Source organism: Streptomyces sp. PL-25 (assembly GCF_058344915.1).
In genome coordinates, this window is the sequence record NZ_CP136997.1 from 3985846 (window position 1) to 4010442 (window position 24597).

Annotated in this window: 12 protein-coding genes and 1 rRNA gene; 6 read left to right on the plus strand and 7 right to left on the minus strand. The window is 74.2% G+C overall.

The genetic code is table 11. The features are described from left to right. Nucleotides 1–6 precede the first annotated feature (6 nt). The 4 genes from R4Z62_RS18025 to R4Z62_RS18040 all read right to left on the minus strand — a co-directional run bounded on the left by R4Z62_RS18025 (nt 7) and on the right by R4Z62_RS18040 (nt 5750). Nucleotides 7–1488, minus strand: coding sequence for a PrsW family intramembrane metalloprotease (locus R4Z62_RS18025; RefSeq protein ID WP_491520339.1), 1482 nt, complete (start codon nt 1486–1488; stop codon nt 7–9). A gap of 46 nt (nt 1489–1534) precedes the next feature. Next, nucleotides 1535–2401: a tRNA (guanosine(46)-N7)-methyltransferase TrmB gene (gene trmB / locus R4Z62_RS18030; RefSeq protein ID WP_491520340.1), complete on the minus strand. Its 867-nt coding sequence runs from the start codon at nt 2399–2401 to the stop codon at nt 1535–1537. Between the two features lie 485 nt (nt 2402–2886). Then, on the minus strand, nt 2887–4107 hold the full coding sequence (lhgO, locus tag R4Z62_RS18035; protein ID WP_491520341.1) for an L-2-hydroxyglutarate oxidase: 1221 nt from the start codon (nt 4105–4107) through the stop codon (nt 2887–2889). 218 nt (nt 4108–4325) lie between these two features. Next, the gene (locus R4Z62_RS18040; RefSeq protein WP_064533906.1) at nt 4326–5750 is read right to left on the minus strand and encodes an NsdA family TPR-like regulatory protein; all 1425 of its coding nucleotides are present in this window, start codon (nt 5748–5750) and stop codon (nt 4326–4328) included. Nucleotides 5751–6431: 681 nt separating this feature from the next. On the opposite strand from R4Z62_RS18040, the gene R4Z62_RS18045 reads away from it, so the two are divergent. Together R4Z62_RS18045 and R4Z62_RS18050 are read left to right on the plus strand one after the other, a co-directional pair. After that, nucleotides 6432–8510, plus strand: a complete 2079-nt coding sequence (locus R4Z62_RS18045) for an asparagine synthase-related protein (RefSeq protein WP_064533905.1) — start codon at nt 6432–6434, stop codon at nt 8508–8510. 1072 nt (nt 8511–9582) lie between these two features. Continuing rightward, on the plus strand, nt 9583–13071 hold the full coding sequence (locus R4Z62_RS18050; RefSeq protein WP_491520342.1) for an AfsR/SARP family transcriptional regulator: 3489 nt from the start codon (nt 9583–9585) through the stop codon (nt 13069–13071). 27 nt (nt 13072–13098) lie between these two features. Here R4Z62_RS18050 and R4Z62_RS18055 read toward each other — a convergent pair whose 3' ends face one another. Both R4Z62_RS18055 and R4Z62_RS18060 read right to left on the minus strand, forming a co-directional pair. Continuing rightward, nucleotides 13099–15141, minus strand: coding sequence for a sigma-70 family RNA polymerase sigma factor (locus tag R4Z62_RS18055; RefSeq protein ID WP_491520343.1), 2043 nt, complete (start codon nt 15139–15141; stop codon nt 13099–13101). Between the two features lie 365 nt (nt 15142–15506). Next, nucleotides 15507–16301: a TetR/AcrR family transcriptional regulator gene (locus R4Z62_RS18060; RefSeq protein WP_355477665.1), complete on the minus strand. Its 795-nt coding sequence runs from the start codon at nt 16299–16301 to the stop codon at nt 15507–15509. Between the two features lie 395 nt (nt 16302–16696). Between R4Z62_RS18060 and R4Z62_RS18065 the strand changes: the two genes are divergently transcribed. Both R4Z62_RS18065 and R4Z62_RS18070 read left to right on the plus strand, forming a co-directional pair. Continuing rightward, nucleotides 16697–18073 carry an NAD(P)/FAD-dependent oxidoreductase gene (locus R4Z62_RS18065; RefSeq protein WP_491520344.1) on the plus strand — a complete coding sequence of 459 codons (1377 nt, stop codon included), beginning with the start codon at nt 16697–16699 and terminating at the stop codon, nt 18071–18073. A gap of 231 nt (nt 18074–18304) precedes the next feature. Continuing rightward, complete coding sequence (locus tag R4Z62_RS18070) at nt 18305–20014, plus strand: ATP-binding SpoIIE family protein phosphatase (RefSeq protein ID WP_491520345.1); 1710 nt, start codon at nt 18305–18307, stop codon at nt 20012–20014. Nucleotides 20015–20107: 93 nt separating this feature from the next. Here the strand turns inward: R4Z62_RS18070 and R4Z62_RS18075 are convergent, their stop codons facing one another. After that, nucleotides 20108–21379: an MFS transporter gene (locus tag R4Z62_RS18075; RefSeq protein WP_491521890.1), complete on the minus strand. Its 1272-nt coding sequence runs from the start codon at nt 21377–21379 to the stop codon at nt 20108–20110. Between the two features lie 185 nt (nt 21380–21564). On the opposite strand from R4Z62_RS18075, the gene R4Z62_RS18080 reads away from it, so the two are divergent. Both R4Z62_RS18080 and R4Z62_RS18085 read left to right on the plus strand, forming a co-directional pair. Continuing rightward, the gene (locus R4Z62_RS18080; protein ID WP_355477659.1) at nt 21565–22116 is read left to right on the plus strand and encodes a MarR family winged helix-turn-helix transcriptional regulator; all 552 of its coding nucleotides are present in this window, start codon (nt 21565–21567) and stop codon (nt 22114–22116) included. A 655-nt stretch (nt 22117–22771) separates the two neighbouring features. Further along, nucleotides 22772–24296: ribosomal RNA gene (locus R4Z62_RS18085) — 16S ribosomal RNA — on the plus strand. Nucleotides 24297–24597 lie beyond the last annotated feature (301 nt).

The following is a 24597-nucleotide window of genomic DNA, read 5'->3' on the forward strand; positions in this document are numbered from 1 at the left end:
CCGGCCTCACGGCTGGGCGCGGTACGGGGGCTGTCCGTGAGGGGGCTGCCCGTACGCGGGCTGTCCGTGCGCGGGCTGTCCGGCGGCGACGCCGTACCCGCCGTAGCCGTAGCCGTAGCCGTAGCCGTGGCCGTACGCCGGCATCTGCGCCGGTACCTGGCCCTGTCCCTGCCCGTACCCCTGCCCTTGCCCGTACCCCGGCCCGGGTCCGTAGCCGTACAGGCCGTACGCGGGCCAGGGGGCCGGGAGGGCGCGGACCGGCGGTGCGGTCATGCGGGCCGCGTGGTCCAGGGCGGGCTGGGCGGTCTCGCGCCGCCGCCACAGCTCGTGCAGCAGCTCCCGCTCGCGCAGGGTGAAGTCGGCGCCCGCCCGGCCCAGGCGTCCCCGGCGGCGCAGGAACGCCAGCGAGGTCGCGTACGCCTCGTACTGGGCGACGGTGCGGGCGGCGGGCTTGCCCAGGTGCCGGGCCGCGTACTCGCGGGCCAGCCGCCGGGCGCGCAGGGAGCCGAGGGCGAACGGTTCCGCGGGCGTCAGCCACCCGGCGGCCGCGTAGGCGGGCAGCTCCTCGCGGACGGTGCGCAGCTCGCGCTGCCGGGTCCACACGACCAGCCAGGTGAGCAGCCCGAACGCGGGCACCATGAAGCCGCCGTAGACCGCGAAGAAGCCGTACTCGCCGAAGGTGGACGAGCCGTTCCAGAAGGCGTGCATGCCCATGGCGAGCAGCAGTCCGGCGGGCGGCACCAGGAGCCGCCGCGCGCGCTGGCGCTCCCCGGCCAGCGCGGCGACGCCGAACCCGATGCCGGTGCAGACGGTGAACAGCGGGTGCGCGAACGGGGACATGATCACGCGCACGAAGAAGGTCGCCGCGGTGACGGAGGCGATGCCCTGGTAGCCGGTGGTCTGGTCGGTGCCGAAGGCGGTCCCCAGATACAGGATGTTCTCGGTGAAGGCGAAGCCGGTGGCGGTGGTTCCGGCGATGACCACGCCGTCGACGACGCCGGTGAAGTCCCGTCTGCGGAAGAGGAAGATCAGCAGGATGGCGGCGGCCTTCGCGGACTCCTCCACGATCGGGGCTATCACCGTCGCGCCCAGGGTGTCCGCGCCGGCCGGATCGGCGGTCGCGGTCGCGATCCACTTGGTGGCGAAGCTGTTGGCGACGATCGCGATGAGCGCCGCCGCGCAGGCGCCCCAGGCGAAGGCGAAGACCATGTTCCGCCAGGGGCCGGGGTCGACCCGGTCCAGCCAGCGGAAGGCGGCCGTCAGCAGCGGCACCGGCAGCACGGCCAGGCCGAGGCCCACCAGGAAGCCCTCGGTGCCGGTCTGCCGGCGGACCAGGGCGAGGATGACCAGCCCCGACAGCGCGAGCAGCGCCGCGAGCGCGCCGTAGCGCACCCACCGCCTGTGCCACCAGTGCGCGTGCCGCGGCCGGCCGTCGGCTATCGGCGGGGGACCGCTGGGATACGTCGGGTACGGGGGACAGGTGGCCACGTCATTGACCCTAACGAGGGAAGGTGCCGGTCGCGACGGTGTCTCGTCAGCCGCGGCCGGGATGCGGGGCGGGGTCCTGGACGGACTGCCCGGACCCGTGCGGTACGCGCCGGAAGAGCAGGTCGTTCACGACGTGCCCCTTGTCCAGGCCCTGACCCTCGAACCGGGTCAGCGGGCGGAAGGCGGGGCGGGGCGCGTAACCGCCGCCGGGCCGGGTGTTCTCGAAAGCGGGGTGCGCGCTCAGCACGTCGAGCATCTGCTCGGCGTACGGCTCCCAGTCGGTGGCGCAGTGCACGAGCGCGCCGGGCCTGAGCCGGGCGGCGGCCAGGGTCAGGAACTCCGGCTGGATCAGCCGCCGCTTGTGGTGCCGCTTCTTGGGCCAGGGGTCGGGGAAGTAGACGCGCAGCCCGTCGAGGGAGTCGGGGGTGAGCATCTCGCGCAGCAGGATGATCGCGTCGCCGTTGGCGACCCGGACGTTGGTGAGACCGCCCCGGTCGGCGAGGGCCAGCAGGTTGCCCTGGCCGGGGGTGTGCACGTCGACCGCGAGGATGTTGGTGTCCGGGTCGGCGGCGGCCATCCGCGCGGTGGCCTCGCCCATGCCGAACCCGATCTCCAGGACGACCGGCCGGCCGTTGCCGAACAGCTCGGCCAGGTCGAGCACCCGCTGTCCGTCGATGTCCAGCCCCCACTGGGGCCACAGCCGCTGCAACGCGTCCGCCTGTCCGGCGGTCACCCGGCTGCGCCGCGGCTGGAAGCTGCGGATCCGCCGCTCGAAGTGCGATCCGGCCGGGTCCGCCTGGGGACCGTCCGGGAACCGCGGCTCGCCCTTGGCCCGGCTGTGCCGGACGGGCTCACCGGCAGTGTGCGGGGGAGTGGGGGCGGCGGAGGCGGGGGTGTTCACGGAGTCAGACACAGTGCGCCCCATTTTACGGTCCGGACGGCGCCGGCCGGGCCGCCCGGCGAACGCGGACGGCACACAGGACGACGAGACCGCTCGGCTCTCTCGCGGGCGTCCCCGACCGCCGTCGTGGCCCTGGACGGCCTGTGGGGCGAGGCGGCGCGGTGCGCTCACACGGCGTCCCCCGCCGCCGTGGCATCGGCCGCGTCGGGGGCTGAGGCCGCTCGGTGTCCCCGCGCGGTGACTGCCGTCGTCGCGGCGCCGGTCGGCTCGTGGGCCGGTTCGGCTCGCTGCTTTCGCGGGGTGCCTGCCGTCGTCGTGGTCCTGGTCGGTCCGTGGGCCGGGACCGCTCGGTGCGCTCGTGCGGCGTCCCCGGCCGTCGTTGTCCTGGCCGGCCGGCCGGCGGGTCGGTTCGGCTCGGTGCCCTCGCGTGGTGGCTGCCGTCGTCGTGGCCCCGGTGGGCCTCGCTGTCGGCCTCGCCGCGGTGCGGGTTGCGTCGCTCACTCCGTGGCCGCCAGTGCGGCCAGGGCCCGGCGGGCCACCTCGCGGCCGATGGGCAGGGAGGCCGTGGCCGCCGGGGACGGCGCGTTCAGCACGTGCACGGTCCGCGGGCCCTCGCGGATCAGGAAGTCGTCCACCAGCGTCCCGTCCCGCAGGACGGCCTGGGCCCGGACCCCGGCGGGCGCGGGCACCAGGTCCCGCTCCTCCACGGCGGGCAGCAGCCGGCGCACCGCCTCGGCGAACGCCGCCTTCGACACCGACCGGCGCAGCTCCCCCGCCCCGTACCGCCAGTGCCGGCGGGCGATCCGCCAGGAGCCGGGCCAGCTCAGCGTGCCCGCCAGCTCACGGGGCCGTACGACTCCCCAGCCGTACCCCTCGCGGGCCAGCGCCGGCACCGCGTTCGGGCCGACGTGCACCCCGCCGTCGATGCCCCGGGTGAGGTGCACGCCGAGGAAGGGGAACGCCGGGTCCGGCACCGGATACACCAGTCCCCGCACCAGCTCCGGGCGCGCCAGCTCGTAGTACTCCCCGCGGAACGGCACGATCCGCACCTGCGGGTCGTCCCCGGTCTGCCGCGCCACCTCGTCGCAGTGCAGCCCGGCGCAGTTGACCAGCACGCGGGCGCGGACGATGTCGCCGCCGGACGTCAGGACGGCGACGCCCCGCTCGGGCCGCCGGTCCACGCGGACCACCTCGGCGCCGTAGCGGATGTCGGCGCCCGAGGCGTCCGCGAGGTGGCGGGCCACGGCGGTATAGTCGCAGATGCCCGTGGTGCCCACGTGGATCGCGGCCAGGCCGCGCACCTCCGGTTCGTACTCCTCGATCTGGGCGGCGCCCAGCTCGCGCACCGGTATGCCGTTCTCCCGGCCGCGCTGGACCAGGGCGTGCAGGCGGGGCAGCTCGTCGCGGCCGGTGGCGACGATCAGCTTGCCGGTGACGGCGTGCGCGATGCCGTACTCCGCGCAGAACTTGATCATCTCGGCGGCGCCCCGCACCGCGTACCGCGCCTTGAGCGAGCCGGGGCGGTAGTAGATCCCGCTGTGGATCACCCCGCTGTTGCGCCCGGTCTGGTGCCGGGCCGGGCCCGGCTCCTTCTCCAGCACCGTCACCCGGGTGCCCGGCGCGGCCCGGGTGATCGCGTACGCCGTCGACAGGCCGACGATGCCGCCCCCGATCACCAGCGCATCGCAGTCGTGAGCGCTCTTCCGCACCTGCTCCACCTCCCGCTCCCGATAGTGCACTGCGCCACTGACAATGCCTTCAAACCGGGAGACGGCAAGATCACCGGCATCACCTCGGTCACGGAGTCCGCGGGGAGCACCGAGCCGGGCCCCTCGGGCCCGCGGCGGAACCCCGCGGCGGAACCCCGCGGCGGGGACGGACCGGGAACGGACCGGGGACGGAGCGGGGCGCCGCCTGCCGTCCCGTCCCGTCCCGCTCAGGCCGTCGTCATCAGCAGCGGTCTGGCCCGCTCGCGCAGCTCCGCCACGCGCGGCTCGTCGCCGTAGGGCTCCAGCCGGTGCAGGAGGTCCCTGACGTACTCGGTGGTGCGCGCGGAGGAGATGCGTCCGGCGACCTCCACCGCCCGCACGCCCTGCTCGCAGGCCGCGTCCAGGTTGCCCGACTCCAGTTCGGCGACCGCCGAGACGACGAGTCTGAGGCCGTGCGAGCGCACGAACTCCTCCGTCGGTTTGGACAGCGCCTGTTCGGTGAAGCGGCGGACCTGGCGGGGTGCCTTCAGGTCGCGGTAGCACTCGGCGGCGTCGGCGGCGAACCGGTCGTAGCCGTAGAAGCCGAGCCAGGTCGGGTCGTTGTCGCCCTCCCGGGACCGCTCCAGCCAGCCCTCGGCCGCCTTGAGCGCGGCGCCGGCCGCCTGGGCGTCACCCGCGCGCGCGTGGGCGCGTGCCTCCACCAGCCGGAAGAAGCTCATGGTGCGCGCGGTGGCCAGGCCGCGGTTGCGCTCCAGCGCGGCCTGGGCGAGGTCGACGCCCTCGTCGCCGAAGCCGCGGTAGGTCGCCTGGAGGGACATCGACGCCAGGACGTATCCCCCCAGGGGCACGTCGGCCGCGGCGCGGGCCAGGCGCAGCGCCTGGATGTAGTACCGCTGGGCGGCCTCCTGCTGGCCGGTGTCGAAGGCCATCCAGCCCGCCAGCCGGGTCAGTTCGGCGGAGGCGCCGAACAGCGCGCGGCCGACCTCGTCGGAGTAGCAGCCCAGCAGCAGCGGCGCGGCCTCCACCCGTAAGCACTCGGGCACCATGGACGAACGCCAGTCGCCGCCCCCGTACTTGGAGTCCCAGCGCCTGGCGTCCTCGGCGGCCTCCCGCAGCTTGCGCACATCGCTGTGGCCGACTTTGAGCGGTGCGGCCGAGCCCTCGGTCCCGCCGGCCTCGCGCGCCACCGAGCTGTCGGCCGGGGTTATCAGCCAGCGGGAGGCGGGGGTGGCGTACGCGGTGACGGCGAACGAACCGGCGAGCGACTGCCAGATGCCGCCGGATCCGGCCCGGCGTCCCGCCAGGTCGAGCCGGTACAGCTCCGTGGCCGACTTCACCGCCTGGTTGACGTCGCGGGGGAAGGCGAGGCCGACCTCGGGCGCGGGGTCCGCGTCCGCGAGGCCGATCTCGTGGAGCGGCACCGGGCGGCCGAGTTTCTGGCCGATGGCGGCCGCGATGAGGTGCGGCGCCGCTCCCTGCGGCACCATCCCTTTCGAGACCCAGCGGGCCACCGACGTCTTGTCGTAGCGAAGCGTCAACCCGCGCTGGGCGCCGAGGTCGTTGACGCGTCGTGCGAGTCCGGCGTTGCTGATTCCCGCGAGGGCGAGAACGGCGCCGAGTTTTTCGTTCGGCCCGCGTTGCTCCCTGGACATGCGCCACCCCTCGACACAGACGGCTGCCGCGCTGGCATAACCACGCGGCATTCGTAAACCCAGCGTAGTTCGCCGCATCCCAAGCGTTAAGGGGCATTCTTCCGGTTGGCGGGATTGTGGTCCGCACGGGAGTACGGGCCCTGCACGCACGGTTGCCACGTGCTCCCGATGTGTGGCCGTGCGCCCGCCCGTGCGCTCTTCTCCGGCCATCGGCGCGACGGTTCCATGGTCCTGCGTGGGTCGGCCCGCTGTACTGGATCCAGTGGGCTGGGGGACACCGCCGCCTTCATCCCCGCGGGCGGCGGAACGGTCCGGGAGGCCAACCGCGCCTCCCGGACTGCGCGTTGGCCGCGCACGGCGCGGAGCGTGTACGGAGCGTGCGCACATCCGCTCCCGCCGCGCCAATTTGGCTGAAAATCATCTCTGCTTCCTGCCGGGTATTTCCCGTTCCCACCACGGGAGTTGACGGCGCACGGGGTGCTACGGGGAGCGCATCAGGGGGCGCATTCAGGTCGAAACGGCCTTGCCCGGCACGGCCGTTGGCCACCTCGCCGCCCGGCGCGCGGGGGCGCGCGGCACGGACCGAAGGCGGCTCCGCCTCCGCTCCGCCACGCCTGCTTCGTGGCAGCATGGACCCGGTTCGTGCGGTGCACTGGTGAATCCCGGTCCGTGGAGGCGTCGATGCGGTGGTTGGTGGGATGGAGCAGCGCCGCCGCGGGCACCGCCGGGACCGGCTCCGCGGGCGCCACCGGGTACGACGGCGAGACCGTGCAGCCGGTCGGCTCCCAACTGCTGTGGGGCGACCCCGACCCGCTGTGGGCGGTCGGTGACTGGCGGCCGGACGAGATCCGGCTGGTGCGGGCCGACGCGCAGACCAGGATCGCGGTGCTCGGTGTCTGCGGCGCCTCCGACGAGCAGCTGCGCGTCGGCCTGCTGGCCGCGCGCGGCGGCGCGCTGCGCCACCTGACCGCCTGGCCCGGCAGCTACACCGCCGTCGTGCAGGTCGGCCGCCGCATCACCGTCTGCGGCGATCTCGCGGGCGCCCGGCCGGTGTTCCACACCCCCTGGGCGCGCGGCACGGCGTACGCGACGGCCGCGCTCCCGCTGGCCGACCTCGTCGAGGCCAACCTCGACTTCGGACACCTCGCCGCGCTGCTCGCCGCCCCCGCCGTACCGGCCGCGCTGGACGACTCCACCCCGTACGAGGGCGTACGGCGCATCCCGCCGGGGCACGCGCTGATCCTGCGCGCCGGAGCGCGCGAGGTCGCCGGGTACGAGCAGGTCGCCTCCCTCGCCGTGGCCGCGCCCCCCGCCGACCCCGACAGCGCGGTCGGCGCCGTCCGGGACGCCCTGGTCGAAGCCGTCCGGGCCCGGCTCTCCGCGCCCCGGCACGTCCCCGACATCGACCCCGGCCCGGTGCCCGGCATGGGACCGGCCGAGCGCCGCGCCGCCCGCGGCATGCCGGTGCCCGGCATCGGCGCCGACCTGTCCGGCGGGCCGGCCTCCGGCACCCTCGCCCTGCTGGCCGCAGGCCTGCCGGGCAACCCCGGCACCCTGCTGGGCCACGGCACCGGCGCCGGCGAACGCCTGCTCGCCGTCACCTTCAACGACCTCGCCGTCGGCGGCCGCGAGGCCGAACTGGAGCGGGCCGGTGCGCTCGCCGCCAACCCGCGCCTGCACCACGTCGTGGTGGCGGGCGGCGAGGACGTCCTGCCCTACGCCGACCTGGAGGGCCCGCTCACCGACGAACCCGGCCCCTCCCTGGTGACCGCGGCCCGCCACCGGGCCCGCCTCGCGTCGGGCAGCGCCGACCACTTCACCGGCCACGGCGCCCGCCAGGTCCTCGACGCCCACCCCGCGCGCCTGGCCGACCTGCTCATGGACCGCAGACGGCGCCACCTGGTCCGGCCGGTGGCCGCGCTCGCCAGGGCCGACGGCTCGGTGATGGTCCCCGCGCGCGTGTACGGCGCGGCGCGCAAGCTCGCCCGCACCCCCTACCGCGCCGGTCTCGAAGACCTCGCGGGACGGCTGCTCCAGCGCCGCTTCGACGAGCCCAGGGGCGCGGTCGGCGCCTCCCTGGCCGCGCTCACCTGGGCCGGGGCCGGGCCCGCCGCCCGCTGGCTGACCGGTGAGGCGCTGGCTGAAGTATCGGTTCGCCTCCAGGCCGCGACCAACCGCTCGACGACCGGCCCGGGACAGCGGCCGGGCGACCACCGCGCGCGTGCCGCCCTGGCCCGGCACGCCGCCGACCTCCGCGTCCTGGAGCAGGCCGCGGAGATCCGCTCCCAGCGGCTGCACGCCCCCTTTCTCGACAACCAGGTCGTACGGGCCTGCCGCGCGCTCCCCGAGGCCCTGCGGGTCCGGCCGGGAGCCCGCGCGGCGATCCTGCGCACCGTCCTGGAGGGCGCAGGCGTGGGCGGCCTGCCGCCCGGCTGGGGCGCGCCCTCGCAGGCCCCGGGCGTGTCCGCCGAGCGCGCGGGCCTGCGCCTGGCCGCGGACGGCCTGATGGCCCTGTTCGCCACCCCGCTGCTCGCCGAGGCGGGCCTGGTCGAGGCCCGGGTGGTCCGCAAGGCGCTGCGCGCGGCGGCCCAGGGCGAACCCCTGCCCCTGGACGGCCTGGCCGACCTGGTCTCCCTGGAGGTCTGGCTGCGCCGCCTGCTGGCCCGCCGCGGCACCTGCTGGACCGGCACCCCGGCCCGCGCCCGCGCGGTCCCGGGCGGCATCGCTCCCCAGCGGGGGGCACTGGCCTCCGGGGCGTGAGGGGGCGGCCGGCTTCCTGCGGGAGGGGCGCCCGGGGCGGCTGCGCTGCGGGGGCGGCTGCGCTGTGGGGACGTCAGGGCTGTACGGACGTACGTCCGCGACCGGGCGGCTCCCGGTGAGCGCCGCGATGCGTCGGGGACGCGGGAGCCACGGCGGAGCCCTGGGGCAAACGTCGGCATCGGCGTCCCGGCTGTGCGCGGGCCCCGCGCCTGCGCTCCGGTCGGCAGCGCCAAGGGCGGGCTCTCCGGTGCCGGGGCACGGGCCTCCGTCCCAGTCGCCCGGTGGCGCGTCCGGGTGTACGGACTTCCGCTGCGGCGGTCCGGCAGCGTGGCCTGTCGCCGGTTCGCCGGTTCGCCGGTCCGGTGGACCGGCGGGCCCGCGGTCCGACAGCGCGGCCCGTCCCCGGTCCGGCGCTTCGGCGGTCCGGTGCGGCCCGCCTCGGCCGCCCTCGCGCTCCCGCCGCCGCAGCGGCTTCCCCGCCTCGCCCCGCCCCGGGCCCGCGCTCCGCCCGCACGCCCTCGCCATGGCCGCTCGGCGGTGTTCCCCCGGCGTTCCGACGGCCGGTGCCCCCTGGTGCGTACCGTCCCGGCATCTCGGGGTGGCGCTCCTCATCCCGCCCTCCCGCCGCCCGGCTCACGGATGCTTCGCCCCGGTCCTGCGCGCCGCCCGCGCGCCGCGCCGCTCACGCTCGCCACGGCCGTCCGGGGTGTCCCCGGCGTCACCGCGTCAGCGGCTCGGCCGCCCCGGCGCCGCGTCCCGCACCGGCGGCTCGGGGTGGCGCTCCTCATCCCGCCCTCCCGCCGCCCGGCTCACGGACGCTTCGCCCCGGTCCTGCGCGCCGCGCCGTGGTCGCGTGCCTACGTTCCCCACGATTGCGTCCCGGCGTCCCGGCGTCCCGGCGTTCCGGCGTTCCGGCGCAGCTGCTTCCCTGCCCCCGCCCCTCCCGCGCCGGCCCGCGGACGTCCCGTTCAACCCCACGCTGCCGCCGTCCGCGCGCCCTCACCCCAGCCCCCGCCCCCGGCTCGGCGACAAACCCCGTGCCCCGCTTCCGCCGCCCGGCGACAATGTCCCGGTGCAGTACAGAATCCTGGGCGTCACCCAGGCGGAGGACGACCGGGGCGCTGCCGTACCCGTGGGCGGTCCGCGCCTGCGGGCCCTGCTCACCGCGCTCGCCCTGCGGCCCGGACGGGTCACCGCACCGGGCGCCCTGATCGACGAGGTGTGGGGCGAGGACCCGCCCCAGGACGCCCCGGCGGCGCTCCAGGCGCTGGTGGGCCGGCTGCGCCGCACCCTCGGCAGGGACGCGATCCGTTCCGAGACGGGCGGGTACCGGCTCGCGGTGGCCGAGGACGGCGTCGACCTCTTCGCCTTCGAGGGCCTCGTACGCCGGGGCACCGCCGCCCTCGGGCGGGGCGACGCGTCCGCCGCGGCCCGCTGCCTCGACGAGGCGCTCGCCCTGTGGCGCGGTCCCGCCCTGGCCGACCTGCCCGACCGCACCGCCGCCGCGCGCGTCGACACGCTGCGTCTGGAGGCGGTCCGTTCCCGTGCCGACGCACGACTGCGGCTGGGCCGCGCCGCCGAGGTCGTACCGGAGCTGACGGAACTGACCGTCGTACACCCGTACGACGAGTCGCTGCACGCGCTGCTCATCCGCGCCCTGCGCGACACCGGCCGCGGCGCCGACGCCCTCGCCGCCTACGAACGGGCCCGCCGAGCCCTGGCCGACGGCCTCGGCACCGACCCGGGACCGGGACTCCGCGCCCTGCACGCCGGTCTCCTCGCCCCCGCCCCGCTCTCGTCCGCCCCGCCCGCCCCGTCCGGCCCGGTGCCCGCCCCGCACGCCGCGCCCACCACGCACCCCTCGTCCGCCACGGAACCGCCGCACCCCGCGCACCCCGTTCCCCTCACCCCGGCCGTTCCCCTCACCCCAGTCGTCCCAGTCGTCCCGGCCGCCCCAGCCGTCCCGGCCGCCCCGGCTATCCCGGATCCGGCCCGCGCCGGCAACATCCGCCCCCGCCTCACCTCCTTCGTCGGCCGGGAGCCCGAACTCGCCGCCCTCCGCTCCGACCTGCGCGGGGCCCGGCTCGTCACCCTCACCGGACCGGGCGGTTCCGGCAAGACGCGGCTCGCGGAGGAGGCCGTCGCCGGGCTCCCGCAGGCGTGGCTCGTCGAGCTGGCGCCGCTGGACCGGCCGGAGGCGGTGCCCGGCGCCGTGGTCAGCGCGCTGGGGCTGCGCGAGACCGTACTGAAGACCAACGACCTGGTGACCCCGCAGGACGACCCGCTGACGCTGCTCGTCGAGTACTGCGCCCCGCGCGCCACCCTGCTGGTCCTCGACAACTGCGAACACGTCATCGGCGCCGCAGCGGCCCTCGCCGAGACGCTGCTCACCCGCTGCCCCGGCCTCACCGTCCTCGCCACCAGCCGCGAACCCCTCGGCGTCCCCGGCGAACTGGTGCGCCCGGTCGAACCGCTCGCGCCCGACCAGGCCCACCGCCTCTTCGCCGAGCGCGCCGCCGCCGTCCGCCCCGACGGCGCAGGCGTCCTCGACGACAAGGAGGCCGTGGCGGAGATCTGCCGCCGCCTGGACGGCCTGCCGCTCGCCATCGAGCTGGCCGCCGCCCGGCTGCGCATGCTCACCCCGCGGCAGATCGCCGACCGGCTCGACGACCGCTTCCGCCTGCTCACCGCGGGCAGCCGCACGGTCCTGCCCCGCCAGCAGACCCTGCGCGCCGTCGTCGACTGGTCCTGGGACCTGCTCGACGAGCAGGAGCGGACCATGCTGCGCGAGGCGTCCGTCTTCGCGGGCGGCTGGGACCTCGCCGCCGCCGAGGCCGTGTGCACCGGCCCCGCCGCCGGCCTCGTCGGGGCGCTCGTCGACAAGTCCCTGGTCATCGCCACTCCGGCCGCTGCGGAGGGCGGCGGGGGCGGCGGCATGCGCTACCGCATGCTGGAGACCATCCACGAGTACGCCACCGAGCGCGCCGCCGAGGTCCCGGGGCTGCGCGCCGCCGCCGAGGAGCGGCACCGGGCCTGGGTGCACGCGCTCGTCACGGAGGCCGATCCGCAGCTGCGGTCCGCCGGGCAACTGACGTGGATCGCCCGGCTGGAGGCCGAGCTGGACAACATCCGGGCGGCCCTCGACCGGGCCCTGGCCGCCGGGAACGAGCGGGCGTCCGCCGAACTCGCCCTCGGCATGGGCTGGTTCTGGTGGCTGCGGGCCTACCGCTGGGAGGCCATGGAGTGGGTCCACCGGGTGCTGTGCCTGGGTGTCGCCCTGGACACCGGCACCCCGCCCGCGCCCGTGCGCCCGTTCTCGTCCGGGCTCACGCCCGCGACCGCCCCCGGCACCGTCGACCTGGTGGACGCCCTCCTGAACGCACCGGACGGCGAGCGCGGCCACCCGCTGCACGCCCTGCGCATGGACCTGCGCATGCTGCACGGGTTCCTGTCGACGGAGACCGAGGCGGCCGAAGTGGTCCGCGACGAACGGGTCCTGCGCTACATGGCCCGCGTGCGGGCCGCCTTCGCGGACGGCGGCCCGCACGCCGCCCGGATGCCAGGACTGCTGTGGCCGCTCAGCTCCTATCTGACGAACACCCCGGACGACATGCGCCGCATCCTGGACGGCGCCATCGCCAACTGCCGTGCGTACGGCGGCGACTGGGAGGTCGGCGTCCTCCTCATGTTCCGTACGCACATGGTCGTCGACTCCCCCGGCAACCTGAACGGCGTCGACGAGGACCTCGCCGAACTGCGGCGGCTCAGCCACCGGGTGGGCGACCGCTGGATGCGCGCGCAGGTGTGCAGCGCGGCCGGGGAGGCGGCCATGGCACGCAGCCGGCCGGCCGAGGCGCGCGCCGAGTACGAGGAGGCGCTGCGGCTGGCCCACGAGGTGGGCGCCCACGCCGAGACGCCGTTCCTGCTGGCCCGCCTCGCCGAGATCTCCTATCGCTCCGGCGACCGGACCGGCGCCCTCGCGACCCTGGACGAGGCGAGCGAGGCGGCCGAGCGGCACCGGGTGGTGGACTCCCGTGCGTTCGTGCTGCTGCTGCGCGCCCAGCTGGCCCTGGACGACGGCGATGTGGCCGGAGCGCGCACCCACTGCGACGCGGCCCGTGCGGAGAGCGGACGCGGGACCCCGCCCCCGCAGTTCGAGGCGGTGCTGCGCGGGGTCGACGCCCTCGTCACCGCCGCCGAGCGCGGCCCGCGGTACGGACTGCCGCTGCTCGGCGAGGCGTTGGACATCGCCACCGAGCAGCACTGCTCCGAGGTGGTGACGGCCGCGCTCGTGGACATGGCGGCCGAGGTGCTGTCCCGGCTCGGCGAGCACGCCCGCGCGCTCCGGCTGCTCGCCGCCGCCGACAGCCGGCGCGACGGCCGTCCCCGCCCGCAGCCCGAGCGGACGTGCGCGGAGCGCGCCGAGGCCGCCGCGCGCGCCGTCCTCGGCGCCGAGCGCTGCGCCGCCGAACTCGCCCGGGGCGCGGCCCTCACCGTGGACGGCGTCCTCGCCGAGGTCGCCGAGGCCGTGCGCCGCCATCCGCCCGCTGCCCGCGCGTGAGCCCGGTCCCGCGGCCGTCCTTCGGCGCTACGCGCAGGTGAACCGCGACTCCGCCCAGTCCGCGAGGGTCACCGCGTCGAAGGCGCTGCGCGGGGTGACGACCAGTTGCACGGTCCGGCGGCCGACGAGGCTCACATGGACCGGGACGGCGGCCTGGCCGCCGGTGACGGTGGCGGACTCCCACAGCCGCACACCGTCGGCGTACACCGAGAAGGCGACCTCGCCCAGCCCGGCCGCCAGGTCGTCGACACCGGCCACCGCGTCGTAGGCGGAGCAGGCGCGGTTGAGGTCGATGGTGACCGAGGACTCGCCGTGCACGCTCACCCCGTGCGGATACCGCTTCCCGGCGATCTCCACACCGTCGCGCTGCCACACCCAGTTGCTGCCGCCGAGCCGCATCTCCGGTCCGGTGCCGTCGCCGGTGACGTCGTAGCTCAGCTCGCTCCACCGGTAGACGGCCGGGGGAGTGGGTGTCGGGCTCGGGGTCGGCGTCGGTGTCGGGGACGGGGTGGGCGTGGGCGACGGAGGGGGCGGTGCGGGCTTCGGGGTGGGCTTGGGCGTCGGGGTGGGTGTGGGGGTCGGCTCGGGCGCGGGCCGGGGCGCGACGACGGGCTCCGGCGGTTTCCGGCTGGGCCGGGGGCGGGGTGCGGGGCGGGGCGGGGCGCTCGACGGCGGCCGCGGTTCGACGACCGGGGCGGGGGGCGGCGCCGCCCGGGGCTTGTCGGCGGGGGTGTCGTGGCCGACCAGGGCGAAGGCGAGCCCCGCCGCGGCCACGGCGACGACTCCGGCCGCGATCCCGGCCTTGACCGGCGCGCCGAGCCCCTCGGAGGCCGCCGCGCCCCCGGCACCCGTACCACCGGAGGACCCGCCCGCGGCCGCGCCCGCAGCGCCCGCCGCACCGGCCGCACCGGCCGCCCCCGCGCCACCCGCGAGCAGCCCGAACGCCTTGGCGTACCCGGCGGCGCCGAACCAGCCGAGGACGGCGACCGGCACGACGGCCGGGATGCCGCCCGCGACCTCCTCGATCTGGAGCGCCGCCACCCGGCACCTGGCGCACTCCTCCAGGTGCTTGCGCAGGCCCCGTTCGGCGCGGGTGCGCAGCTTGCGCCGGGCGTAGCCACCGAGTTGGTCGGCGTACCGGGCGCACTCCGCGTCGCCGGTCAGGGACGTGCTCACATGGGCCTGGAGATAGGCCTGCTTGAGGCCCTCGCGGGCCCGGCTGGCCAGCACCCGGGTGCCGTTGGCGTCCAGCCCGAACAGGGTGGCGACCTCGCTGGGCGACTCGTCCTCGACCTCGGTGTGCCACAGCACGGCCTGCCACCGCTCGGGCAGCGAGCGGAACGCCCGCATCGCCATCGACTGCTCGGCCTCGTGCATCGCCCGCACGTCCGCGCCCAGGTCGAGCGTGTCGTCGTCGGACACCTCGGAGCTCCGGACCGCCTGCGCGGCGAACACGGCGAAGTCGTCGACCAGTTGCTCACGCCGCGCGGTCTTCGTCCAGTGCGCGGCCACCCGCCGGACGCTGGTCAGCAGATAGGCGCGGACGGCGTGCCGGGGGCCCGCGCCGCCCCGCACGGCCTGGAGCATCGCGGCGAAGACCTCGGCCGTGAGGTCGTCGGCGGTGTGGGCGTCCCGGCAGCAGCTACGGGCGTACCGGCGCACCGCGTCGGCGTGGCGGCGGTACAGGTCCTCGTACGCCGTGTCGTCCCCGGACCGCATCCGGTCGACCAGCTCGGCATCGGACGGCGGCACCTCGCGCGGCGGCGGCAGCACGCTGTCCTCGCGCCACTCGCGCTGCGCCGGCACCCCGCCCTCGGCCACCGGCCCCCAGCCGTCCTGGCCCGGGGTGTCCCGGTCCGAGGCGTCCCGGTCCGAGAAGTCCTGCGGGTCCGCCCGGTGCGGGACGTCCGGCCGGTCCGCCGCTTCCGCCCGGTGCGCGGGCTGCCTGGGCGGCGCGTCGTCGCGCGGGACACCGGCCGGACCGCCCTGGCTCGGCACCTGGGGCGGGCGCGGCCCGCCGGTGCCCGCCCCGCCGTCACCGACCGACTCACCACGTCCGTCAACGCCCATCGCCGATAGCCCCCGCCGCCAGCCCAGCCGACCCGATCACCGGGCCAGACTGCCACAGCGGCTCTTGTCAGGACTCGGCAGGAAGGATCCTCCACCCGTCTGTGGGGGACTCACCGCCCCCCGGAATCGACATCACCCGTACGGGGCATGCTCCCCGGAATGCGGCGGAACCCGCGCCGGCGCGCACGCCCCCGGGCGCGACGCCCCGTCCGCGCCCCACCCGAGTCCCGTACGGCCCTCCCGTACGGCCCTCCCGTACGGCCTCCCGTACGGGCATCCCATACAGGCATCCCATACAGGCATCCCATACAGGCATCCCATACGGGCGTCCCGTCGCCGTCACCGGGAGAACCCGCCCCGCGCGCTCACACCGGCCGGGACCGCAGCCCCTCCAGCAGAATGTCCAGCAGCCGTGCCGAGGCCGCCGCCTGCTGGGCGGCGTCCGGCAGCGAGGGCGCCGCCGTGGCGATCACGAGCAGCACGTCCGACACCGAGACATCGGTCCGCAGCTCACCCGCCGCGCGGGCCCGCTCCACCAGCCGGCCCACGACCTCCAGCAGCTCCGCGGCTCCCGTGTCGTCCACCGCCTCCGGTGCGAGCGCGGCGTCCCGGTCGGACACCAGCCGCAGCTCGCCCGCGCCCGGCTCGGACCGCTGCTGCGGCACCCGCGCGCCGTCCGCGCCGTCCGCGCCGTCCGTCTCGCCGGCCCGCTCCTCCGCGACCCCGACGCGCAGCACCTGCGGCGGCAGCAGCCGCCCGGCGCCGGACGCCACCGAGGTGCGCAGGAACCGGGAGAGCGCCGACCACGGCTCGTCCTCCTGGCCGAGCGCGGCCCGTGCCTGGTCGGTCAGCCGGGAGGTCTCCTCCTCGGCTATCCGCCGCACCAGGACGTCCTTGCTGGGAAAGCGCCGGTACACCGTGCCCACGCCGACCCGGGCGCGCCGGGCCACGTCCTCCATCGGCGCGCCGTACCCCAGCTCGCCGAAGACCTCGCGCGCCGCCCGCAGCACGTGTTCGAGGTTGCGCTGTGCGTCCACGCGCAGCGGAGTGGTCCGCACCGACCGGGGATCCTCCCCGCGTCCGCCCACCGCCGCGCCCATCGCCCCGCCACCGGCCGCGACAGCGGACGCGGTGGACCAATGAGTGTCCTGAATGTGCATAGCCGATCCCCCGGTAATGACGTCTCCCCCCGGAGACTCTCCCCGCCACTGAATTCCGGGATGCGCTGAACGGGGACCGCGCACGACCGAGCCGTTCCGCGAGACCAGGCGGGACCCGCCGACTCGTCCGGTCACTTCCCCCACACCCCGACGACACACGAACATAGTTGAGTGGGAGTCAATTCAGAAGGGGCAGTTCCGCACGGACCGCCCCCCGATCGGAGTACGAGCCGCCCCGGCGCGCCCCACGACCCGCTCCGCACCCCCACCCACCCGCGCTGACCTGCGCACCTGGCCCGGCCCCCGGTGATCAGGCCAATCCTGCGCCCGGCCGCCCGGCGGTCACACAAATCGCCGGGGCTGTGGACAAACGAGAGTCACGGGTGCGTCATGGGATGGTGAAGGAACGTGCGCGCATTCTCGTTGTCGGCGGCGGCTACGTCGGGATGTACACGGCTCTGCGCCTCCAGCGGCGGCTGAAACGGGAGCTGCTGCGGGGCGATGCCGAGATCACCGTCGTCACGCCCGACCCCTATATGACGTATCAGCCGTTCCTGCCCGAGGCGGCGGCCGGCGCGATCTCGCCGCGGCACGTCGTCGTACCGCTGCGCCGCGTCCTCGGCGGCTGCCGGGTCGTCGCGGGCGAGGTGAAGTCCGTCGACCACGCGCACCGCACCGCCGTCCTCGCCACCCTCGCCACCGAGGAGAAGGGCGGCACCGAGCACCTGGCGTACGACGAACTCGTGCTCGCCCCCGGCTCCGTCGCGCGCACCCTGCCCGTCCCCGGTCTCGCCGACCACGGCATCGGCTTCAAGACCGTCGAGGAGGCCATCGGCCTGCGCAACCACGTCATCGAGCAGATGGACATCGCCTCCTCCACCCGCGACCCCGCCATCCGCGACGCCGCCCTCACCTTCGTCTTCGTCGGCGGCGGCTACGCGGGCGTGGAAGCGCTCGGCGAACTGGAGGACATGGCCCGCTACGCCGCCCGCTACTACCACAACATCCGGCCCGAGGACATGAAATGGATCCTCGTCGAGGCCTCGGACCGCATCCTGCCCGAGGTCGGTGAGGAGATGGGCCGCTACACGGTCACCGAACTGCGCCGCCGCAACATCCAGGTGCTCCTGCGGACCCGCCTGGAGTCGTGCGCCGACCGTGTCGCCGTGCTCAGCGACGGGCAGCGCTTCCCCACCCGCACCGTCGTATGGACCGCCGGGGTCAAGCCGCACCCCCTGCTGGCCGCCACCGACCTGCCGCTCGACGCCCGGGGCCGCGTCCGGTGCACCGCCGAGCTGACCGTCCAGGGCACCGAGCACGCCTGGGCCGCGGGCGACGCCGCCGCCGTCCCCGACGTCACCGCCGCCGAACCCGGCAAGGAGACCGCGCCCAACGCCCAGCACGCGGTCCGCCAGGCGAAGGTCCTCGGCGACAACATCGCCCACGCGCTGCGCGGCGAACCCCTGGAGACGTACGCGCACCGCTACGTCGGCTCGGTCGCCTCCCTCGGACTGCACCAGGGCGTCGCCCAGGTCTACGGCCGCAGGCTGAAGGGCTACCCGGCCTGGTTCATGCACCGCGCCTACCACCTCAGCCGGGTCCCCACCGTCAACCGCAAGGCCCGCGTCCTCGCCGAATGGCTGCTCGCCGGCCTCTTCAAACGGGAGATCGTCTCCCTCGGGTCCCTGGAACACCCCCGCGCCGAATTCGAACTCGCGGCCGGGGGAAAACACCCCCTCGACCCGGACACCGACCCGAAAGGGTCGTCCTGACCGGACCGCGGAACTCCGCCGGGCGCCACGGCGTCCCACGGATGCCGTCGCGCGGCGCCCGCACTGCCAGACTGGTCCACGACCGGAGGCGGAAGCCGCCCGTCCCGGCCGCCGTATCCGCACGGACACCGTGCCGCACCCGGGGCCGGAGAAGGCCGGCCGCCCCGCGCGGCCCCGCACCCCGGCCGGGCCCGGAGCCGGACCGACACCACCGACACGAGGCAAGGATTCGTGAACTTCACGCGCTGGAGCGCCCGGCTCCCCCCGATCCCCGGAACACAGCGCCGTGCCGCGGCGCGGACCGGTCTCGCACCGGACCGGCGCTCCGACGGCTCCGCGCCCGACCCGGACCGGCGCTCCGACGGCTCCGTGCCCGCCGCCCGCGGCGAGCGGCAGTCCGACGGGAGCCCGCCCCCGCCCGGCGTCGACGGGCTCCCCGCCCGTGAGGTCCTCGACCGCGTCCCCGCCCTCGTCGCCCTCGTCCACGGCGCCGACCACCGCCTCGCCTACCTCAACGACGCGTACACCACGGCCTTCGGCGCGCGCCCGCTCGGCGAACCCGCCCGCGACGCCCTGCCCGAACTGCGCGAACTGGGCCTGCTCCCGCTCCTCGACCAGGTCCTGCGCAGCGGCAGACCCCGCACCCTCAAGTCCCGCAGAGCACCCGACGGCCGCTCCTACACCTTCACCTGCACCCCGGTCCGCGGCCCCGGACCCGGCGAGCGCGCCACCGCCCAGGGCGGCGCGGGCGTGCTCGTCTTCGCCACCGACGTCACCGACCACGCCGAGGCCGCCGACCGCCTGCGCGCCAGCGAACGCCGCCAGCGCGAGACCGCCGTCACCCTCCAGCGCTCCCTGCTGCCCCAGGTGCTGGAACAGCCCGACGACCTGCGCGTCGCCGCCACCTACCACCCCGGCGGCACCGAAGCCGCCGTCGGCGGCGACTGGTACGACGTCATCACCCTCGGCGGCGGACGCACCGCCCTCGTCATCGGCGACGTCATGGGCCGCGGGGTGCGCGCCGCCGCGGTCATGGGCCAGCTGCGCACCGCCGTGCGCGCCTACGCCCGCATGGACCTCCCGCCGCACGAGATCCTCCAGCTCCTGGACGGCCTCGCCGCCGAGATCGACGCCAACCAGATCGCCACCTGCGTCTACGCCGTCCACGACCCCAACGAGGGCCGGCTGGTCTACTCCTCCGCGGGGCACCTGCCGATCCTCGTCCGCGACGAGACCGGCACCGTCGTACGCGCCGACGAACCCACCGGCCCGCCCCTGGGCACCGGCGGCTGGATGCACGCCTCCGGCTCGGTCCCGCTCGCCCCCGGCTCCACGGCCGTGCTCTACACCGACGGCCTGGTGGAACGCCGCGACGCGGACCTCGACGAGGGCATCGCCGCCCTGGAACGCGCCCTGGCCGGCGCCACCGGCACCCCCCAGGTCGTCTGCGACCGCCTGGTCCGCTCCGCCGGGGTCCAGGCCGACCACGACGACGACGTCGCCGTCCTCGTCCTCCAGCATCCCGCCCGCACCGGCCCGGACCGCGAGCTCTTCCGCAACGCCGCGCTGGAACTCCTCGGCGGAGTGGAAGCCGCGCCCCGCGCGCGTGCCTTCGCCTCCGGCGTCCTGGCCAGCTGGCGCTTCCCGCCGGAACTCCGCGACGCGGGCGTCCTCGCGGCCAGCGAACTCGTCGCCAACTCCCTCCAGCACGGCACACCGCCCATGCGGCTGCGGCTGCGCCGCACCGACCGCCGACTGATCGTCGAGGTCACCGACGGCGACGACCACCTGCCCCGGCGCCGCCGCGCCGAACCCGCGGACGAGTCCGGCCGGGGCATCGCCATCGTCGCCACCATCGCCGACCACTGGGGCGCCCGCCGCACCCCGGGCGGCGGAAAGGCCGTCTGGTGCGAGTTCACCCTGCCGGGCCGACGGCCCTGATCCCCGCGGCGAGGTCAGCCGCCCGCACCCGGCCGGGGACACGGCAAGGCGGCCGTCGCCCGAGGACGACGGCCGCCTTGCCCGCGCTCACGCTCAGACCTCCGCGGCCACCGGCTCCGCCGCGGCCCCACCGCGCGCCACCACCCGGGTCCGCGCGGCCCACGGATGATCCTGCACGGAGCTCAGCCCCCGGCCCAGCCGTAGCGCCAGCGCACTGATCCCCAGCGAGAACAGCAGGAAGGTCACCACGTACGGCCCCGGCAGCGACGCCGCCAGCGGACCGCCCACCGCCGGACCGACGGCCAGCGCGAGCTGCTTCACCAGGGCGAACGCCGAGTTGTACTGACCGGCCAGACCCTCCGGGGCAAGGTCCGCCACCAGCGGGGCGAGCGTCGGCGACAGCATCGCCTCACCCAGCCCGAACAGCGCGTACGTCGACACGAAGGCGGCCGTCGCCATCGTCTGGCTGCCGTGCCCCAGACCCGCGTACGCCGCCGTGGCCCAGGCCACCGCCCAGATCACGCCGACCGCGGCGATCACCCGCGAGCGCCGCCGCCGCTCCACGAACCTCAGCACGGCGAACTGCGCCACCACGATCATCAGCGTGTTCGCCGCCAGCGCGGTGCCCAGCGCCGACGTCGAGATCCCCGCGGCCTCCACGCCGTACGCGCTCAGACCCGACTCGAACTGCCCGTAGCAGGCGAAGAACAGCACGAAGCCCAGCACGCACAGCTGCACCATGGCCCGGTTCCCCAGCAGCGCGCGCCAGCCGGTGCGGCCCGCACCCGGTCCGGCGTCCGCGGCCGCCTCGACGCGCGGCGCGCGCGGCACGCGCACCGTCGCCATCACCGCGACCAGCAGCAGGAACACCGCCGCCTCGATCGCGAACAGCAGGGTGAAGGAGGAGACCCGGGAGGTGTCCACGAGGTGCCCGCCGATGAGGCCGCCGACACCGAGACCCAGGTTCTGCAGGAAGAACTGCATCGCGAACGCCCGCGAGCGGGTCTCCGACTCCGAGCAGTCCACGATCATCGTGGCCAGCGCGGGCTGCATCACGGCCTGCCCGGCGCCCAGGGCCGCCGCCGACAGCAGGACGGCCGTCGCCCCGCCCGCGAGCCCCAGGCTCAGCGCTCCCAGCGCGGCGGTGACCAGGGCGGCGAGCAGGACCGGCAGCGGGCCGCGGCGCACGATCGCCCGGCCGGCGAACGGCAGCACTATCAGCGCGGCCACGGCGAAGACGGCGAGCACGAGCCCCGCCGTCATGGCCCCCAGTCCCCGCACCTGCGCCACATAGACGTACAGGTAGGGGACGGTGAAGCCGAGCCCGAACGCGCTGAGTGCGTTGCCCACGTGGATCCGGCGCATCGCTGCGCCCATCGCCCTGGTCACGTTCACCTCTCTCATCTCTCAAGCCGAAGCTCTGGTCGTACGGTCGTCGGTCATTGAAGTGATCAGGAGTTAACCCTGAAGACTTCAAGACTAAAGTTCGAAGCTAAAGAGTACACCTGGAAGGACTTCAACGCCAAGCCGGTCCGTGCCATACTGCGGACATGGGTGACACCCCCGGTCTCGGCAGCGAGCCGACACTCGAAGAGCAGATCGCCGCCTACCAGCGCGAGTTCCAGGACCTCGACCCCCAGGTCGAGAAGATCGTCTCGGCGCTGTCCCGCCTGAACCGCCGGATGAACGTCGCCTACGGCCGCCAGACCTCCGAGCTGGGCATCAGCAACGCCGAGTGGGAAGTGCTCAAGGCGCTCGTCCTCTCCGGGGCGCCCTACCGCCTCGGCCCGAGCGACCTCGCCAAGCGCCTCGGCCTCACCCCGGCCGCGATGACCCACCGCATCGACCGCCTGGTCGGCGAGGGCCTGGTCACCCGCGAGCGCGACGAGAACAACCGCGTCCGCGTCATCGTCGAGCTGACCCCGGAGGGCCGGGAGAAGTGGATGGAGGCCATGCGCCTCGCCACGGTCTTCGAGGGCGACCTCCTCCAGGACCTCTCCCCGGCGGAGCGCGCCGTGCTCGGCGAGGTGCTGACCCGGCTCCTGCGCCGGGTGGAGCACGCCCAGCCGGACGCCGGCGGACGCCTCAGCGACCTCGACTAAAAGATCTTGACAGGGGCTCCTTGACACGCCTCTGCCCGATCCGTAGAGTTCTTCGGGTTGCCGCGGAGCCGTAACGGTTCCTCGACAACACCTCCCGCCGCACTGCGGCACCCACACCATCAGCACGATCTCCCAGCCGGGTTGATTTCGGCGTGCCCGAATTCAATTCGAATGGAACTCGTCGATGCCGAACGGATCCGCCAAGGGCCCGATTGGGAATCAGCGAGCGGATCGGCTAAGGTTTGGGACGTCGGAACGGCCCAACGGCCGGGAAGACGGACCCCGCTGACTGGGGGTCAGGTCGAGAAAAGATCTGATAGAGTCGGAACCGCCGGAAAGGGAAACGCGGAAGCGGGAACCTGGAAAGCACCGAGGAAATCGGATCGGAAAAGGATCTGATAGAGTCGGAAACGCAAGACCGAAGGGAAGCGCCCGGAGGAAAGCCCGAGAGGGTGAGTACAAAGGAAGCGTCCGTTCCTTGAGAACTCAACAGCGTGCCAAAAGTCAACGCCAGATATGTTGATACCCCGTCTCCGGCCGTCATGGCCGGGACGAGGTTCCTTTGAAGAAAACACAGCGAGGACGCTGTGAACCGGGGGAACATTCCTTCCCCTTGGTTCCGCTCTCGTGGTGTCGCCCCGATTACGGGGAAGCATTCACGGAGAGTTTGATCCTGGCTCAGGACGAACGCTGGCGGCGTGCTTAACACATGCAAGTCGAACGATGAACCACTTCGGTGGGGATTAGTGGCGAACGGGTGAGTAACACGTGGGCAATCTGCCCTGCACTCTGGGACAAGCCCTGGAAACGGGGTCTAATACCGGATACGAGTCTCCAAGGCATCTTGGAGACTGTAAAGCTCCGGCGGTGCAGGATGAGCCCGCGGCCTATCAGCTTGTTGGTGAGGTAGTGGCTCACCAAGGCGACGACGGGTAGCCGGCCTGAGAGGGCGACCGGCCACACTGGGACTGAGACACGGCCCAGACTCCTACGGGAGGCAGCAGTGGGGAATATTGCACAATGGGCGAAAGCCTGATGCAGCGACGCCGCGTGAGGGATGACGGCCTTCGGGTTGTAAACCTCTTTCAGCAGGGAAGAAGCGAGAGTGACGGTACCTGCAGAAGAAGCGCCGGCTAACTACGTGCCAGCAGCCGCGGTAATACGTAGGGCGCAAGCGTTGTCCGGAATTATTGGGCGTAAAGAGCTCGTAGGCGGCTTGTCACGTCGGTTGTGAAAGCCCGGGGCTTAACCCCGGGTCTGCAGTCGATACGGGCAGGCTAGAGTTCGGTAGGGGAGATCGGAATTCCTGGTGTAGCGGTGAAATGCGCAGATATCAGGAGGAACACCGGTGGCGAAGGCGGATCTCTGGGCCGATACTGACGCTGAGGAGCGAAAGCGTGGGGAGCGAACAGGATTAGATACCCTGGTAGTCCACGCCGTAAACGGTGGGCACTAGGTGTGGGCGACATTCCACGTCGTCCGTGCCGCAGCTAACGCATTAAGTGCCCCGCCTGGGGAGTACGGCCGCAAGGCTAAAACTCAAAGGAATTGACGGGGGCCCGCACAAGCGGCGGAGCATGTGGCTTAATTCGACGCAACGCGAAGAACCTTACCAAGGCTTGACATACACCGGAAAACTCTGGAGACAGGGTCCCCCTTGTGGTCGGTGTACAGGTGGTGCATGGCTGTCGTCAGCTCGTGTCGTGAGATGTTGGGTTAAGTCCCGCAACGAGCGCAACCCTTGTCCCGTGTTGCCAGCAGGCCCTTGTGGTGCTGGGGACTCACGGGAGACCGCCGGGGTCAACTCGGAGGAAGGTGGGGACGACGTCAAGTCATCATGCCCCTTATGTCTTGGGCTGCACACGTGCTACAATGGCCGGTACAATGAGCTGCGATACCGTGAGGTGGAGCGAATCTCAAAAAGCCGGTCTCAGTTCGGATTGGGGTCTGCAACTCGACCCCATGAAGTCGGAGTCGCTAGTAATCGCAGATCAGCATTGCTGCGGTGAATACGTTCCCGGGCCTTGTACACACCGCCCGTCACGTCACGAAAGTCGGTAACACCCGAAGCCGGTGGCCCAACCCCTTGTGGGAGGGAGCTGTCGAAGGTGGGACTGGCGATTGGGACGAAGTCGTAACAAGGTAGCCGTACCGGAAGGTGCGGCTGGATCACCTCCTTTCTAAGGAGCACTTCTCACCGGTTTCGGCTGGTCAGAGGCCAGTACATCGGCGAATGTCCGATGCTGGTTGCTCATGGGTGGAACGTTGACTACTCGGCACGGATGGTTCTGAGGATCACTAGTACTGCTTCGGCGTGGAACGTGGGTTCGAGGGTGAGTCTGTGTCGGGCACGCTGTTGGGTGTCTGAGGGTGCGAGCGTGCTCGTCCTTCGGGTTGCCGGCCCCAGTGCACTCGGGATGTTGTCCCGGGGTGATGGGTGGTTGGTCGTTGTTTGAGAACTGCACAGTGGACGCGAGCATC

Bases quoted from the DNA above. Each gene is read 5' to 3' on its own strand.
- R4Z62_RS18040 (WP_064533906.1), bottom strand. From the start codon at position 5,750: ATGTCCAGGGAGCAACGCGGGCCGAACGAAAAACTCGGCGCCGTTCTC.
- R4Z62_RS18045 (WP_064533905.1), top strand. From the start codon at position 6,432: ATGCGGTGGTTGGTGGGATGGAGCAGCGCCGCCGCGGGCACCGCCGGG.
- R4Z62_RS18055 (WP_491520343.1), bottom strand. From the start codon at position 15,141: ATGGGCGTTGACGGACGTGGTGAGTCGGTCGGTGACGGCGGGGCGGGC.
- R4Z62_RS18060 (WP_355477665.1), bottom strand. From the start codon at position 16,301: ATGCACATTCAGGACACTCATTGGTCCACCGCGTCCGCTGTCGCGGCC.
- R4Z62_RS18065 (WP_491520344.1), top strand. From the start codon at position 16,697: ATGGTGAAGGAACGTGCGCGCATTCTCGTTGTCGGCGGCGGCTACGTC.
- R4Z62_RS18075 (WP_491521890.1), bottom strand. From the start codon at position 21,379: ATGCGCCGGATCCACGTGGGCAACGCACTCAGCGCGTTCGGGCTCGGC.
- R4Z62_RS18080 (WP_355477659.1), top strand. From the start codon at position 21,565: ATGGGTGACACCCCCGGTCTCGGCAGCGAGCCGACACTCGAAGAGCAG.